The 14,743-nt window shown below is 63.4% G+C and carries 15 protein-coding genes, 1 tRNA gene and 1 pseudogene; 10 read left to right on the top strand and 7 right to left on the bottom strand.

The genetic code is table 11. The annotated features are described in order from the left end of the window. Nucleotides 1–23 precede the first annotated feature (23 nt). From AC5Y4D_RS19655 to AC5Y4D_RS19645, 3 genes are read right to left on the bottom strand one after another with little or no spacing between them, the layout of a single operon-like run. On the bottom strand, nt 24–1,340 hold the full coding sequence (locus AC5Y4D_RS19655) for an ABC transporter substrate-binding protein (RefSeq protein WP_500037989.1): 1,317 nt from the start codon (nt 1,338–1,340) through the stop codon (nt 24–26). After that, a complete protein-coding gene (locus tag AC5Y4D_RS19650; protein ID WP_500037988.1) occupies nt 1,337–2,149 on the bottom strand; it encodes a carbohydrate ABC transporter permease in 813 nt (270 codons plus the stop codon). Before AC5Y4D_RS19650 ends, AC5Y4D_RS19655 begins: the two co-directional genes overlap by 4 nt. After that, nucleotides 2,136–3,008, bottom strand: a complete 873-nt coding sequence (locus AC5Y4D_RS19645; RefSeq protein ID WP_499945801.1) for a carbohydrate ABC transporter permease — start codon at nt 3,006–3,008, stop codon at nt 2,136–2,138. The genes AC5Y4D_RS19650 and AC5Y4D_RS19645 overlap by 14 nt, the downstream gene beginning before the upstream one ends. 33 nt (nt 3,009–3,041) lie before the next feature. Between AC5Y4D_RS19645 and AC5Y4D_RS19640 the strand changes: the two genes are divergently transcribed. The 8 genes from AC5Y4D_RS19640 (at nt 3,042) to AC5Y4D_RS19605 (ending at nt 8,917) form a co-directional block, all read left to right on the top strand. Continuing rightward, nucleotides 3,042–4,559, top strand: a complete 1,518-nt coding sequence (locus AC5Y4D_RS19640; RefSeq protein ID WP_500037987.1) for a TldD/PmbA family protein — start codon at nt 3,042–3,044, stop codon at nt 4,557–4,559. Beyond that, a complete protein-coding gene (locus AC5Y4D_RS19635) occupies nt 4,556–5,929 on the top strand; it encodes a metallopeptidase TldD-related protein (RefSeq protein WP_500037986.1) in 1,374 nt (457 codons plus the stop codon). The genes AC5Y4D_RS19640 and AC5Y4D_RS19635 overlap by 4 nt, the downstream gene beginning before the upstream one ends. Nucleotides 5,930–5,971: 42 nt before the next feature. Beyond that, entirely contained in the window at nt 5,972–6,817 is an 846-nt protein-coding gene (locus tag AC5Y4D_RS19630) for a carboxymuconolactone decarboxylase family protein (protein WP_500037985.1), read from the top strand. A gap of 102 nt (nt 6,818–6,919) precedes the next feature. After that, nucleotides 6,920–7,579, top strand: a complete 660-nt coding sequence (locus AC5Y4D_RS19625; RefSeq protein ID WP_500037984.1) for an Rv1352/Rv1906c domain-containing protein — start codon at nt 6,920–6,922, stop codon at nt 7,577–7,579. A 25-nt stretch (nt 7,580–7,604) separates the two neighbouring features. Next, entirely contained in the window at nt 7,605–8,117 is a 513-nt protein-coding gene (locus tag AC5Y4D_RS19620) for a nitroreductase family deazaflavin-dependent oxidoreductase (protein ID WP_500037983.1), read from the top strand. Between the two features lie 53 nt (nt 8,118–8,170). Further along, a tRNA-Ile gene (locus AC5Y4D_RS19615) sits at nt 8,171–8,247 on the top strand. 121 nt (nt 8,248–8,368) lie between these two features. Continuing rightward, nucleotides 8,369–8,557 (top strand): hypothetical protein, encoded by a 189-nt coding sequence (locus tag AC5Y4D_RS19610; RefSeq protein ID WP_500037982.1) that lies wholly within the window; start codon nt 8,369–8,371, stop codon nt 8,555–8,557. Between the two features lie 180 nt (nt 8,558–8,737). Further along, entirely contained in the window at nt 8,738–8,917 is a 180-nt protein-coding gene (locus AC5Y4D_RS19605; RefSeq protein WP_500037981.1) for a hypothetical protein, read from the top strand. Here the strand turns inward: AC5Y4D_RS19605 and AC5Y4D_RS19600 are convergent. The 3 genes and pseudogenes from AC5Y4D_RS19600 to AC5Y4D_RS19590 all read right to left on the bottom strand — a co-directional run. Continuing rightward, nucleotides 8,894–9,859, bottom strand: a pseudogene (locus tag AC5Y4D_RS19600) (recombinase family protein); the annotation flags it as partial. The gene AC5Y4D_RS19605 and the pseudogene AC5Y4D_RS19600 overlap by 24 nt on opposite strands. Before the next feature lie 73 nt (nt 9,860–9,932). Beyond that, nucleotides 9,933–10,379, bottom strand: a complete 447-nt coding sequence (locus AC5Y4D_RS19595) for a helix-turn-helix domain-containing protein (RefSeq protein ID WP_500037980.1) — start codon at nt 10,377–10,379, stop codon at nt 9,933–9,935. A 341-nt stretch (nt 10,380–10,720) separates the two neighbouring features. After that, nucleotides 10,721–11,659, bottom strand: coding sequence for a restriction endonuclease (locus tag AC5Y4D_RS19590; RefSeq protein ID WP_500037979.1), 939 nt, complete (start codon nt 11,657–11,659; stop codon nt 10,721–10,723). A gap of 104 nt (nt 11,660–11,763) precedes the next feature. Between AC5Y4D_RS19590 and AC5Y4D_RS19585 the strand changes: the two genes are divergently transcribed. Together AC5Y4D_RS19585 and AC5Y4D_RS19580 are read left to right on the top strand one after the other, a co-directional pair. Then, on the top strand, nt 11,764–11,994 hold the full coding sequence (locus tag AC5Y4D_RS19585; protein WP_500037978.1) for a DUF2188 domain-containing protein: 231 nt from the start codon (nt 11,764–11,766) through the stop codon (nt 11,992–11,994). A 555-nt stretch (nt 11,995–12,549) separates the two neighbouring features. Beyond that, complete coding sequence (locus tag AC5Y4D_RS19580) at nt 12,550–13,227, top strand: DUF8548 family protein (protein WP_500037977.1); 678 nt, start codon at nt 12,550–12,552, stop codon at nt 13,225–13,227. Between the two features lie 20 nt (nt 13,228–13,247). Here AC5Y4D_RS19580 and AC5Y4D_RS19575 read toward each other — a convergent pair whose 3' ends face one another. After that, nucleotides 13,248–14,174 (bottom strand): S1 family serine peptidase, encoded by a 927-nt coding sequence (locus AC5Y4D_RS19575; protein ID WP_500037976.1) that lies wholly within the window; start codon nt 14,172–14,174, stop codon nt 13,248–13,250. Nucleotides 14,175–14,743: the final 569 nt, after the last annotated feature.

Below are 14,743 nucleotides of genomic sequence, written 5' to 3'. Positions count from 1 at the left end.
CGTCACGTTAGCCTGGCAGCAGGTCAGCGGCGCGCGGCGGCGTTCGCCGCATCCTGAGCTTGCCGCAACGTCACCGCGATATCGCCTCTGCCCAGGAACATCTCGTCGAAGTAGGGTTGCAGCGCCTCGTTTCCGGCGGCGAATCCGGCGCCGCCGGGGGCCGGGATATGGGGGCCGTCGAGAACCGAGAAGAACGGCGTGACATCGACATTCCTGGCTTTCCAGTGGGCGAAATAGCTGGGTTGGGCCGACACGACGGCAGGGATGGCCGCACCTTCGCGCCCCAGATAGGAGTTACCTTCGCGACTTCCCATCCAGGCCAACACCTCACGCACCGCTTTAGGATGTTTCGTAGCCGAATTGCCCGCTGCGGCAATGCCGTTGGTCACACTGACGCGTCCTCGGGGTCCGGCGGGCATCATCGCGATGCCCCACCGGAAGGTGGCATCGCGGGCCACCGCCGCCAGACTGTAGGTGCCGGACTGGAAGAGCGCCATCTTGCCGGCCAGGAACTGGTTGAGGGAGAAGTCGCCGTTGTCGTTGGTGTCAGAGGCCGGCGGTGCGACGTGGTCGTCGTTGATCAGGCCGACGAGGTAGCGAAACGCTTGCAGCGCCTCGGGATTGTCGAACGCGAACTCGTTGCCGCGCTGGAACACCCCACCCGCTGACCCGATGTAGTTGAGGTAGATGGCCTGCGGGTCGTTGGCGGCGTTGTACCCCCACTGACGGACCCGGCGAAACTCGAAACCCATGGCGTCGGCGCGATGTCCGTCGGCGTCGATGGTGAGCCTGGCCAGCAGGGGCCGCAGGGTGTCGTCGGAGCCCGGGCTCCACCGCAACGTGTCCAGTTCGGCGGGGTCGACGCCGGCAGCGGCCAGCAGGTCGGCGTTGTAGAACACCGCGATCCCGGCATCGGTCAATTGCGGTACCGCCCACAGCGATCCGTTGTGCGTGAACTGGGCCACCACGGTGTGTTCCCAGTCGGCATCGGGGTTGTCGATCCTCATCAGCCGACCGCTGTCGGCGTACGCGTCGAGGTAGGCGTTGGACAGCCAGAAGATGTCGTCGGCGCTGCCCCCCGCCACATCGGTGCGCAAAGTGTCGAAATAATTCGAGAACGCCACCATGTTGGTGCGCACTTCGATGTCGGGATGCGTACGGTTGAAGGCCTCGAACGACTCCCGGTAGGCCCGCGCGATGGGTTCGGCCCACAGTCGCACGGTCACCACGATCTTGCCGTTCTCGCTGGACCGGCCCATCAGGACCGCTGTCGTCAACAACAACACGGCAACCAAAGCGGAAGCACCCGCGAACAATGTCGAGAAGCGGGGACGATTCATTTGAGCCCCGAGACCAGGATCGACGAGACGATGTGCCGCTGAAAGGCCACGAACAGCACGATCAGCGGCACGATCGCCACCGTCGTCGCCGCCATCACCAATGTCCATTGCGAGTTGTACCGGGACTGCAGGTCCGCGGTGGCCACCGTCAGCACCCGCCACTTGCGCCCACTGGTGATCACCAGCGGCCACATGAAGTTGTTCCACTGCGAGACGACGGTGATCATCGTCAGCGCGGCCAGTACCGGCTTGCTGGACGGCAGGATCACGTGCACGAGCACATCCAATGTATTGGCCCCGTCGAGGTGTGCGGCGTTGACCAGGTCGTCGGGAATGAGGCGAAAATGCTCGCGCAGCAGGAAGATCGCATACGGCGATCCGAACATGAAGGGAATCACCAACGCCCAGAACGTATTCCGCAGACCCAACTGAGCCATCATCAGATACAGCGGCACCACAGTCACGGTGCCCGGCACCATCAACGTCGCGATGTAGACCCAGAACAACCCGTCGCGTCCGGGAAAGTGCAACCGGCCGAACGCGTACGCGGCCAGGACCGAGAAAGTCAACTGCCCCAGCAGGATCACCGCAGTCATCAACGCGGTCACCGCGGCCGCCCGACCGAAACCAGTGCCGACCAGATCGGTGTAGTTGGCCAGCGTCGGCGGGTGCGGCCACTGCAGTGGCGAGCCCGTCGCAAACTGGTGTGCTGAGGTGAACGACGTGAGCAGGCCAAGGATGAACGGCGCCAACGTGATCAGTGCACCGGTCACCAGGCCCACATAGATCAGCGCGTTACGCGAGGTCATAGGTGATCCGCCTACGGAAGTACAGGTGCTGGACGAACGTGACACCGACCAAGATCACGAACAACACCACCGCCATCACCGCGGCGCGCCCGATCGCCGCCGCGCCGAACGCCTCGGCGTAGATCTGGTGAGCGACCAAATCGGTGCTGCCCTCCGGCCCGCCACCGGTCAAGGCGTAGACAGTGTCGAAAACCTGTGCGGTGCTGACGATTCCGGTGACCAAAACGAAGAACGTGGTGGGCCGCAGCATCGGCAGCGTGATGCGCCAGAACCGCTGCCAGGCGTTGGCGCCGTCGGTCCGTGCGGCGTTGTGAACGTCCTCGGGGATCGCCAGCAGTCCGGCCAGGAAAGACAGCGAGACGTAACCGACATTGGTCCAGATGACGACCGACGACACCATCGGCAGCGCCAGGTCAGGGTTGGTCAACCATTCGATGCGCCGGCCCAACAGGGTGCTGACCGCGCCGTCGGTGGGGGCCAGGATCCAGCGCCACATCACCGCGATCGCCAGCGGCGCGCAAATCCACGGCAGCACATAGAGAGTTCGAAACAACCCGGTGCCGGGAAGCCGTGGGGCCAGCATCATCGCCGCCAACAGACCCAGCACCGTCTGCGCCGGGACCACGATCGCCACGAAGATGGCGGTTACCACCAGCGAATCGCCGAAGTCGCCGTCGCGCAGGACCGAGCGCCAGTTGGCGAACCCCACGTAGTGCAACGGCCCCAGCAGATCCCACCGGTACAAACTCAACCAGACCACGACCAGGATCGGCAGCAACAGGAAGGCCACCACGCCGAACAGACTTGGCGCAAGCAGGGCATACGCCAGCGCGGTGGAGCGGCGTGGCGCGTCGGGCATGAATGTATTAAAGCCGGTCGTTACGGTGGACCCGTGACACCGAACCGGGGGATCGATGCCGACTTCCTGGACCTGCCGCGCCACGAGTTGGCGGACGCCGCCCTGTCGGCGGCCAGAGCGGCCGGGGCCAGCTATGCAGATCTGCGGATCCACCGGCTCAGCACCGAGATCATCCAGCTGCGCGACGGCGAACTGGAGACCTCGGTGCTCAGCCGCGAGGTCGGTCTGGCGGTGCGGGTGATCGTGGCCGGCACCTGGGGATTCGCGTCGCATTCCGAATTGGCACCCGACGTCGCGGCCCGGACAGCGCGCCACGCGGTGCAGGTGGCGACCGTGCTGGCGGCGCTGAACACCGAGCAGGTCCGGTTGGCGCCCGAGCCGGTGTATGCCGACGCCAGCTGGGCATCGGACTATCAGATCGACCCGTTCGGGGTCCCGGCGACGGAAAAGATCGGGGTGCTGCAGGACTATTCCGGGCGACTGCTGGACGCCGACGGGGTCGACCACGTGTCGGCCGGCTTGACCGCCGTCAAGGAGCAGACCTTCTACGCCGACACGTTCGGATCCTCGATCACCCAGCAGCGGGTGCGGCTGCAGCCGTCGTTGGAGGCGGTAAGCATTGACGCCAAGGCCGGCAGCTTCGACTCCATGCGCACGCTGGCGCCGCCGACGGCTCGCGGTTGGGAAGCCGTCGCCGGCGACGACGTGTGGAACTGGTCCGCCGAACTCGCCGAGCTTCCCGACCTGCTGTACGAGAAAGTGCGTGCGCCCTCGGTGGTGCCCGGTGCCACGGACCTGGTGATCGACCCCAGCAACCTGTGGCTGACCATCCACGAATCCATTGGGCACGCAACCGAATACGACCGGGCGATCGGCTACGAAGCCGCCTACGCCGGCACCTCGTTCGCGACCCCGGACAAACTCGGCAGCATGCGCTACGGATCCGCGGTGATGAACGTGACCGCCGACCGCACCGTCGAATACGGTTTGGCCACAGTGGGTTACGACGACGAAGGGGTGGCCGCCCAGTCCTGGGATCTGGTGCGCGACGGGCTATTCGTCGGGTATCAGCTGGACCGGGTTTTCGCGCCCCGGCTAGGTGAGTCACGTTCCAACGGATGCTCCTACGCCGACTCGGCGCACCACGTCCCGATCCAGCGGATGGCGAATGTGTCGCTGCAACCGGGGTCCGAGGACGTCAGCACCCAGGACTTGATCTCGCGGGTCGACGACGGCATCTATATCGTCGGCGACAAGTCTTGGTCTATTGACATGCAGCGCTACAACTTTCAGTTCACCGGCCAACGCTTCTTCCGGATTCGGGACGGCGAGGTGTACGGGCAGTTGCGCGACGTCGCGTATCAGGCCACCACCACCGACTTCTGGAATGCAATGGAAGCGGTGGGTGGTCCGTCGACCTGGCGGTTGGGCGGTGCACTCAATTGCGGCAAGGCCCAGCCTGGTCAGATCGCCGCGGTTAGCCACGGTTGCCCGTCGGCACTGTTCCGTGGCATCAACGTGCTCAACACCCGGACCGAGGGCGGCCGATGATCACGCCTCAGCACGTCGTCAACATCGTCCTGGACGAGGCGGCCAAGAGCGGCCGCGCCGACGAGACCATGGTGCTGGTGACCGACAAGGTCGAGGCGACGCTGCGTTGGGCGAACAACTCGATGACCACCAACGGCGTCACGGTTACCCGCAGTGTGACCGTGATTTCGATTGTGCGACAAGGGGACAGCGCCCACGTCGGCGCGGTGGTCTCAGGCGAGTCCGACCCGTCGGTGCTGCCTGGCCTGGTGGTGTCGTCTCAGGACGCCGCGCGTTCGGCGCCGGAGGCCGGGGACGCCGCACCGCTGCTGGCCGACACCGGGGAGCCCGCCGACTGGGACGCGCCGGTGCCCGGGACCGGGGTCGGGGTGTTCACCGGGATCGCCGGCCCGTTGAGCAAGGTGTTCCGTGGCCGCGACACGTTGTACGGCTATGCGCACCACAGTCTTTCGACGACATTCCTGGCGTCGTCGACGGGACTGCGGCGGCGCTACACGCTGCCCACCGGGGCGATCGAGGTCAACGCCAAACGCGGCGACGCCAGCGCGTGGGCGGGCGTCGGAACACCCGATTTCATTGACGTGCCGATGGATTCGCTGCTCGACGACTTGTCGACCCGGCTGGATTGGTCGTCGCGGTTCGTCGGGTTGCCCGCCGGGCGCTACGAGACCATCATGCCGCCCTCAACGGTGGCCGACATGATGATCTATCTCGCCTGGACAATGGCCGGCCGCGGCGCCCAGGAAGGCCGCACCGCGTTGTCGGCGCCCGGCGGCGGCACCCGCGTGGGGGAGCGGCTCACAAACTTGCCGCTGACCCTGTTCTCCGACCCGCTGGCGCCGGGTCTGGCGTGCACGCCGTTCGTCGCCGCCAGCAGTTCCAGCGAGACGATGTCGGTGTTCGACAACGGCATGGAGATCGGGCAGGTCGACTGGATCCGCGACGGCGTGATCAACGCACTGGCCTACCCGCGGGCCACGGCCGCCCGGTTCGATGCCCCGGTCGCGGTTGCCTGCGACAACCTCGTCATGACCGGAGGGTCGGCGGACCTGGCGGACATGATCGCGTCCACCGAGCGCGGGTTGTTGCTGAGCACGCTGTGGTACATCCGCGAAGTCGACCCGACGACGTTGCTGCTGACGGGTCTGACGCGGGACGGGGTGTACCTGATCGAGGACGGCGAGGTCACCGGGGCGGTCAACAATTTCCGGTTCAACGAGAGCCCGCTGGATCTGCTGCGGCGCGCGACCGAGGCCGGGATCAGCGAGAAGACGCTGCCACGCGAATGGGGTGACTGGGCGACGCGCGCCGCTATGCCGTCGTTGCGAATCCCCGATTTCCACATGTCCTCGGTCAGCCAGGCGCAATAGCGGGAATTGCCCTGGTTACCCGCGCGCTCTAGCGTGGAAAGGGTGTCTGCTCCCGCTGTCGACGATCGGCTGACGCGGTTGGTGGCGTTGTCGGATGGGCCGCTTACCAGCCTGGTGCGTCACGTGTGTGCGCAGACGCTGTCCCTGCCGAAGCTGCCCGTCGAGGAAGAGATCACCGAACCGGAATGCTCGACGGGGGGCGCCGTCGCCGAGTTCGCCGAGCAGTTCAGCACCGACGTTTCGATGATCAGCGTCGAGCAACGTTCTCTGCTGTTCAAATACTTGCGGGACAGCACCTTTCGGATTGTGGTGGGAATATTCATCGCCGACTTCGTGCCGCGGGTGCGGGCCGGGTTGGAGGCGTTGGATGTCGGATCGGAGTACCTGGGCTGGGTGAACGGCCCGATCGCCTGGGACGATTCGACCGATCCGGCCGGTGAGATGTTCGCTGTCTTCGCCCCCGCCGTCGCCCGGATGCGCGCCCTGGACCCGGTCACCTCCGAGTTGGTCCGGCTGCGCGTCGCGTCCGCGCACAACTGCCGGCTGTGCAAGTCGCTGCGGGAAGGCAACGCCCTGGACGCGGGCGGTTCGGAAGCGCTGTACGACGAGATTTCGCACTTCGAGGCGTCCAGGTCGCTGGATGACCGCGCTAAAGCAGCGCTGCGCTATACGGATGCGTTAATTTGGACCCCTGCGCACCTCGCCGTCGACGATGCCGCCGAGGTGCGCTCACGATTTTCCGAGGCAGAAGCCGTCGAACTCACCTTCGACATCATGCGCAATGCCAGCAACAAGATCGCGGTGTCGCTGGGCGCCGATGCGGCGCGGGTGGAATCCGGGACCGAACGGTATCTGATCGACGCCGACGGCCAGACGGTGTTCGGCTGACGGCGACTGATGAAAGTCGCATGCAGCGCGGTCGCAGTTCTGATGGTGTCTTGCCTGGTGAGCGGTTGTTCCGGGGGCGGTGGGAAGTCAGCTCGACCGGCGGTGGCGCCGCACGACACCGCGACGTCCCACTTGGAGCCCATCTACCCCGGCACGACGGTCTCGATCCCGCCTCCGTCATCGGGGACGACGACGTCCTCGTCGACCACGACGACCACCCGGCCCGCCGGTCGCACCCTGCCGGGCGACGGCACCTTTCGGCTGGGTGTCGACCTGCAGCCCGGCACGTACCGCTCGCCGGGCGGTGAGTCGTGCTACTGGGAGCGCCTGCGGGGCTTCGGAGGTGATACCGCCGACATCATCGTCAACGGGGCCGGGATTCTCCCGCAGACCGTGAGGATCGCGCCGACCGACGCCGGGTTCCGGACCCAGGGTTGTGGCACGTGGACTCTGGACGACGGGACGACGACCACGTCCGCCACGACGCCCGTCTCTTTGCCGCCCAATGCGCAGGCCTGCGCACCGACGTCCGGCCCGTCGGGTGGTCTCGCGCACTCGGCGGTCGGATCCTCCGACACCACCTGCCCGTTCGCTGAACAGGTACGCCAGGCCTACGGCGCCGGCGGCCCGGCCAGCGTGACGCCACGCCAGGTCGAGGCTCTCAGTCCGGTGACCGGCCAGCGCTACACGATGACCTGTGCTGCGACCGGCGCCCTCGTGGTCTGCAACGGCGGCAACGGCGCCGTCGTGTACGTGTACTAATCGGCCCGGCGGGTACGGTCTTACCGTGGCGTTTCGGCGGTATAGCGAAGTTCGCGGTCGACGGTTGCGGTTCGGCGAGGCCGTGGGGGAGCGGATCGCGATGAGCCCGGTCGGCTATCAGCTCGCGGTGCACGTGGCTCCCCACATCGACAAGGTGCTGATCCCTCGAACCAACGGCCGCTTCAGTTCGGCGGGAGTGGACAGGGCCGGTCTGGTCACCTCGACCGGCGCGAAGACCGGGCAGCCGCGCGCGACTCCTCTTGTCCTGATAGAGGATTCGGGTACCTTGCTGGCGATCGGGTCGAACTATGGCGGGCCGAAGCATCCTGGGTGGAGTGCCAACCTGAAAGCCAATCCCGAGTGCACCGTCGAGTACAAGGGTCCGCCGCGTAAGTACCGCGCCGAACTGCTCACTGGAGACGAACGCGCTCAGGCGTGGGAGACGGCGGTCGACTTCTACGCCGGGTACGACGCGTATCGTGCCAAGGCCGCGCCGCGCGAGATCCGGGTGTTCAGGCTGACACCCGTCGAAGGCTGACGGCCTGCGTCTCGTGGGTGAGGCCGCGCTAGTGTCGTGGTCGTTAGCGCCCGGGGGCGGTAGCTCAGTCGGTTAGAGCCGCGGACTCATAATCCGTTGGTCGTGGGTTCGAGCCCCACCCGCCCCACCATGACAGGCTTACTCGAAACCTTGACCGAGAAAAGATCGGACAATGTGAGTGAGTCTGTCGAGGTCGAGACAAGAGCCTCCGCTTCGCGGGGGCTCTTTTGATGGTTGGCATAGGTTGGCCGGTGATACTCGGCTTCAGCCCCGCTGAGCTCGGCGAACAGCGGTGTTTTCTGGTCACCCGCGACTTCAAGATCATCAATATACAAGCGTTCGTAGAAAGTCTGGTTGAGATGCCTACGAACGTCATCAGCAACATTCCGGTAGAGCCTCTGCGGGTCTTCGACCAGGTGCAGCGCATCCCGGAGCACTGATGCCCCGACTGACAGCTCCTCGCTGGCATTCGTTAGACCGGCCTGTGCGCGGGCCCTCTCCTTCTGGACTTCGCGAAGCTTCGCGCGGATATTCGCCTGTGGAAGTGCGTCGTCGGCTGCAAGATCGATCAACCTGGACTCGCGTTCGTCGAGTTCCTTGAGTCTGCGTGTCAGCGACGCGTGAAATTCACGCGCGCTGGTCTGGTCATCGGCGACTGCATCTTCGAGTTGCGCACGCACCTCGTGTCGAAAGTCACCGGTCAGTCGCAAGGTGTTGTAGTGCTCCACCACGGCCTCCTCGACGAGCTCGGCACGCAGGTGCGGCAGGTCGCAAAGCCCTTCCTGTCGGGCGCGGCATAAGAAGTAGCCGTAGCGCTTCTTGTTCTTGTCTATCGCCTCTGTATAGATCAGGCGGGCAGTGCGCCCCTGCTCGCGGCAACGTTGGCAGAAGAGGGCTCCCTTGAGGTAGTGGGTCAGCGCGCGATCACGCTGGCCGGTGTCGCCCCGCAGATTGAGGATGTCTTGGACACGATCGAACACGTCGTTGCTGACGATTGCCTCATGACGGCCGGGATAGACCGCGCCCTTGTAGACAACGAAGCCGGAATAGTAGGGGTCGCGCAGCATCCGGTGCAGGGTACTGTCCGATACTGGGCGAATCTGCGGCCATCGGGCAGATGGCCGAGACGTCAGCCCCCGATCAGCCATCGTTGCGGTGAGTCGATCAATGGAGTATTCGCCCGTCGCGTATAGCTCGAATGCCTTTCGTACCAAGGGTGCACGTTCTGGATCGAGACTGATGGAATTGACCATTCGCCCCTCAACTTGAACGCGGGTGTTGAGGTAGCCGATGCGGGCTGGTCCGAGCGTCCCTCCATTGACGGCCTTGTGCTGCATCTTAATTCGGATGTCTTCACCGCTGAGCTTGTTCTGTACATCGTTGAAGATGTCGGTGACGGCTTCCATCATGTCGGCGTAGACGCCGTCACCAAAATCCTCACGGGCAGAGACGAGTTTGACGTTCAGTTTGTCGAGGAGTCGCTTAGTGATGGCGGCGTCGATGTAGTTGCGGAAGGCGCGGGAGCGGGCGTAGACGATTACGTAGCGCACTTCAGGGTTCTCGCGGAGAAATGCCAGCATCTCCTGAAATGCTTGACGCTTCTCGATCGTTGATGCCGATACTCCCGGTTCTACGAACTCGCGGACGACATCGGCACCGAGGCTGTGCGCCTTCCGAGTACTCATTTCACGTTGAGTAGCAATGGAATTGCCGTCTGGATCGATGTCTACCGCAGTGTCCATCTGCTTATTGCTCGACACTCGAAGGTAGAGAACGGCTTTAGCGGCGTCCTCGAAATCGTTGTTTAGGCTCATACTATTTCTCCTTCGATGGTCGGGACGGCGGCGAGTTAGGTGGTCGGTGGGTGCGGTCCGAGAGCCTTGCGGCGGCTGACGCTGTGTGCGAGTGACTGTCAGCGAGGCTGTAGACGTACTGCGTTCGGTGCACGTAGTGCTTGATGTCGGTGATCGCCGCGTCCGACAGTTCGCCAAATTTGGCGCGAAGGTACGTGCTGAGCGATGGCAGTTCGTCTGCGTTCAGCCAGCCCACCGTGGTGAAGAGGTCGGTGGAGTTGATGTCGAGGACGCGGGCGATCGCCACAAGGCTCTCCATCCGCGGCTTGGAAATCATGCCCTGCTCTATGCGCCACACGGTGCCCGGATCGACCTCTGCCCGTCGTGCGACTTCGTTGACACTGAGGTTCAACTTCTCGCGCGTGTCTGTTAGTAAATTAATCAGTTTTACGGTTTGTTCTGGTGTCATAAGAATGGCGCCCCCTTGTACCATTAATTGTACAATGGTGCATTGATCAAAATCAATCTTTCATCCGCTTCATATAATATAACGAAACAAGACAATCATCCTGCATCGATGAATAACCCTGACGAAATCAAGGTTCACTCGGGAGCCATTACTACAGATGCTGGATGGACGGCCGCATTTGGAAATACCTTTCCCAATATCGGTCAGTTTTTACTACGACACCACGAACAATCGGATTGTAATCCGGGCTGGAGTCGCCGATTATCGATCCGTCGCGATGACGTAACTGTCGAGAGCAAAATAATATGTAGGATAGGGACTGCCAGCATCGCGTTCTCGCTTCAGGTAAGCGCGCTACGCGCAGGGAGGTTGCAGTCGCCCGTCTCATTGACGTGGCGTTTCTTGGCGCGCAGTAGATCGTCGAGACCGATGCGGCCGTCGAGCACCATGAAGAGGTCGTCGCCGGTAAATACGACAAACGGGCTGGCCGACCCGTACTGCGCCAATGCGTTGGAACTGAACGGGTTCACGCTCACGAAAATGCCAAGTGCATTGCGCCCCTTGCGTTCAACCTTAGTCTTGAAGACGTCGAGATGTTCTCGTCCGGTCGTCTCTTGTCGCCATCGCGCTTCGACGATGTAGTCGTCGGTGTCGAAGCTCAGCGATCCGTCAATCTGTTCATGAGCCAGGCTGTAGCTCAGACGAGGTTCCATGTCGAACATCAGGAATAGATCGGTCAAGAGCCCCTCGAACTCTTTGCCGCGCTTGTGCGGGTCATCGGCGCTGTGCATGGCCAAGTACCGATCGCGGAGTGCATTGAGTTCGTCCGAGAACTGTTTGATGCCCGCCTGTCGTGCAGCCTCAGCTTCCCTCGCCGCGGTCGACCGCTCGCGTGCTTCGGCTTCTTCGCGGTACCGCGCCGTCACTGTCCGTAGCCGGCCGACAGCCTCGTGAGCCTCCTGAAGGCGCAGCGCTCGGTTGTCGGGTTCCTTGATCGTCTCGACGTCGCGGAACTGCGTCATGGCGGCAACGTCGAGCATGAGATCGATCGTCGTCTGCTGGTAAGTGTGCTCGTTGGCAGCGAGCCGATTAATCAATGCATCGGCGGTCTCGCGTTTCGTCGCGCCGTTGAAGTCGAGCCCAGATAGCAGTTCCGGATGCGCACGGAGCGCGTCCCGCAGAAACGACTCGAAGGCTCGCTTGTGCCACATGATCGTCGGCAGCGCATCGCGGAGCGCCTGGTAGGCCTGCGCTGCGATCCGCTGGTGCATGTCGACCATCGTCGCACCGCTCATGCTAAAGGCGCGGCAGCGTCACGCAGGTCCCGGAATGTGTCGGAGGGTAGGTCTAGCGTCTTCGGCGGGACCTCGGAAGGAGAAGGCAAATGGCAAAGGGCGATATCGAGACCTACAACGAGGATGGGGTTTGGAAGAACCGCGTCCAGGGCAGCCAGCGGGCGTCCAACACGGCGGACACAAAGGCAGAGGCGCAAGCAGTGGGACGCGGTATGGCGCGCGACCGCGGCGTCGAACACGTCATCAAGAAGATGGACGGCACGATCGGCGAGCGGAACACCTACCCGCGCAGCCGTGACAAGAATCCGCCCAGGGGGTGACATTCGGGGGTGCTGCCCTCGATCGTTGGGCGCAGCCCGCATGGGCAGTAGATGATGCGAAAAGCCCAGTAGCGCACTATAATTCGTAGCCGACCTTCGTGATTCGCCGGCTGACCACTACCCTGGCGTGGCGTTTCGTGGAGCCGTAGGATCGGTCGATCTGACCCGTGTCCATGCATTCTGCGTGGACACACGATGGAAGATCGACGTTCTGCGATGACCGACACCCACCCTGATCCCCATTGGTGGCACGACCCTGTGCTGCTCGCGCTCGACTTCACTCCGGTCGTCGAATGCGGGGGCGTCTACGCCTCATGTTCCGTCGCTGCCCACCTGGCCTCGTGCGCTGCGTACTGACCTGCGGATGCACGCTGCTGCTCTGCGACGAAATCTTCTGGAATGTTGCTCCCTGCTTGCTCGACTTCGACGACTACCCCTGCCCTCGATGCGGCGCCGAGGGTGTCTTCATCGCTCGTGGCCGCGGAATCTGAGCAAGCTTCCCAACTCTGTGTAATCGACACTGCAATGTCGGTCCGATGTGGCACGGTTCCCGGCATGAGCCTCTCTCCTGAAGACGTCCGAGTCGTGACGGAGCGTTGCGATCAGTTCCGGGGCTCGAAGGCTCCAGACGGCTATCCGAACAGCCTGGCGCTCTGCATCGTGGACTCGGTGCAGTCGACAATGGTCCGCTACCCAACCGTAGAGAAGGTCGTCAACAGCTACCGCGCATACCGCCGCGAGCAAGGGGGCGACCCGAACACCGATAGCGCCGCGGATCTCGCGGCGACATTCGGACAGCTGAATGGTCATGAGGCATGGGCCAAGCGGATCGGCAATGGCAACCGGACGTCGACTCACAAGGGAGCGCCGCTCAAGGCCTACGCCATCGAAGCCGAAGCGAACAGCATGATCGATGTCGGAGTCCTGACTGCGGCGGATCTGCGCACGGCTGCAGAAGACGCCGACGCACTCGCGCGGGTCAAGAAGACCTGGCTGAAGGTGCCCGGTCAGGGACCGGGTGTCACGTGGCACTACGTGCAGATGCTGGCCGGAATTCCCGGCATCAAGCCGGACCGCATGATTATCCGATTCGTCGCGAAGGCACTCGATCGGAAGCTCAAGACGATCAGCACAGCATTCTGCGTCGAACTGCTGACCGCCGTTGCGGGCGAACTGTCAATGACAGCAAGCGAACTGGATCACGCCATCTGGAATTACCAACGCGGTCAGTGATGCGAAGGCCGGTTGACGAGCTAGATGGTTCCGGCAGTCCCGTTGCGGCAGATGTCCTCGACCTCGGCGATCGGCCATACGTATCCAAGATCGGACTCGTCGCTGGTTCGACCCGAGTAGACACCGACAATCTGCGACTGTGGTCGCTGCGTAATACCGATGCTGTTGTCCCTGGTGGGGACCACGGCCCCTTCGGGGATGTGTCTGATGACAACTGAGCCAGATTGCCCTGTTCGAGTCCGTGCGTCAACGAGGATGAGGGGCAGCTGCTTGCCGTCAACCACGACCCCGAAGTGCGTGTCCGAGGCGACCGTGCCTCGTATCCACAACGGGAACAAGGGGCCGGTCGATAGCGCATACGGATAGCCGACGACGAAAACATCCTGCGCTGGAGCAAGATTCGACCACTTCGTCGCCCGAGGATCGACTTCCTCGACCGGATACTTCCATGGGTATATCAGGTCATCCTCGTCGAAGTTGATGGCCTGCACCGCGACATCGACGTCACCTCCGTGTAGGGGATGCTGCTTCCAGAGGGGTGACCAATCCTCGCCGATGAGCGAGACGAGAAACTGCCGTGCACGGAACGCTGTTGACGCCGTGCGAGCGTCATCGCCGGTTGGCTGAAGCTGCCACCCTTGGGCTGGTGGCTTGGTCAACAGCGTGATTTGTAGATGGGTCGGACTGACTTCGTACTCACCGAGGTAGACGTTTGTCTGCCAATGCCGTCCGGTGAGGTTGTGCCTTGCCGTGACGAGATAGGTCTGGCCGTCGCACTCGTACACGAAAGCACTCCCATGCGCGAGCAACCGGAAGTCGTTGTCGTCAGCTTTGGCATCCGGCCCGGACGGGCTGAACAGCATGCGCAGCTGCACTGATCCCACGTACTCGGAGTGGAGCTGGATCTGCTGCTTCGGTGCCGATGCGCTCGGTTGCGTTTCGGTCATGCGCGAGGAAGGCGGATGACCCTGCTGCCCACGGCTGCCTGAACGACCACCGGCCGGGCGGCCGGCGGTTGTACTTCGAGTGTGAGGAGCACCATGGGTCGCCCTCCCACAATCTGCTCTTGCCGCACTGACACGACATGGAGCGGACGCCGCCCGCCGCCTTCGTGAGGCACCAATACGACGTCGCCACCGACTACCTCTTCGGCGAGGATTGACACCCCGCCATCACCACGTGTGCTCACCATCGCCCACCCTCCAATCGCAGCGTCCAACGTTGTGCTCACCGCGACCCTATCGACGGGTGCCGACAACCTCCTGGTGGAACGGTACGAATACGCCTCGCCGAGGTTCGCCGTTGGGCATGTGTACGCAGACTGCCGCCGTCGATTGCTCGGATCGCGCCGCGGTAGTCGGTCGCTGAGAATTCCTGCATGGCGCTGGATACTCCGTTGAACACACGCCAGCTCGATGTGCTCCGGTGGCGATTTCACCTATAAGTACGCCCATTCGACGGCTACCAAGTCGGGCGACTAACGGCAATCCATCGGCGGAGCCGTTGGGATGGTTCT

The sequence above is a fragment of the Mycobacterium sp. NGS67 genome, from assembly GCF_059812185.1.
Note: the sequence above shows the minus strand (reverse complement) of the source record. Positions and strands in the feature narration are given on the sequence as shown.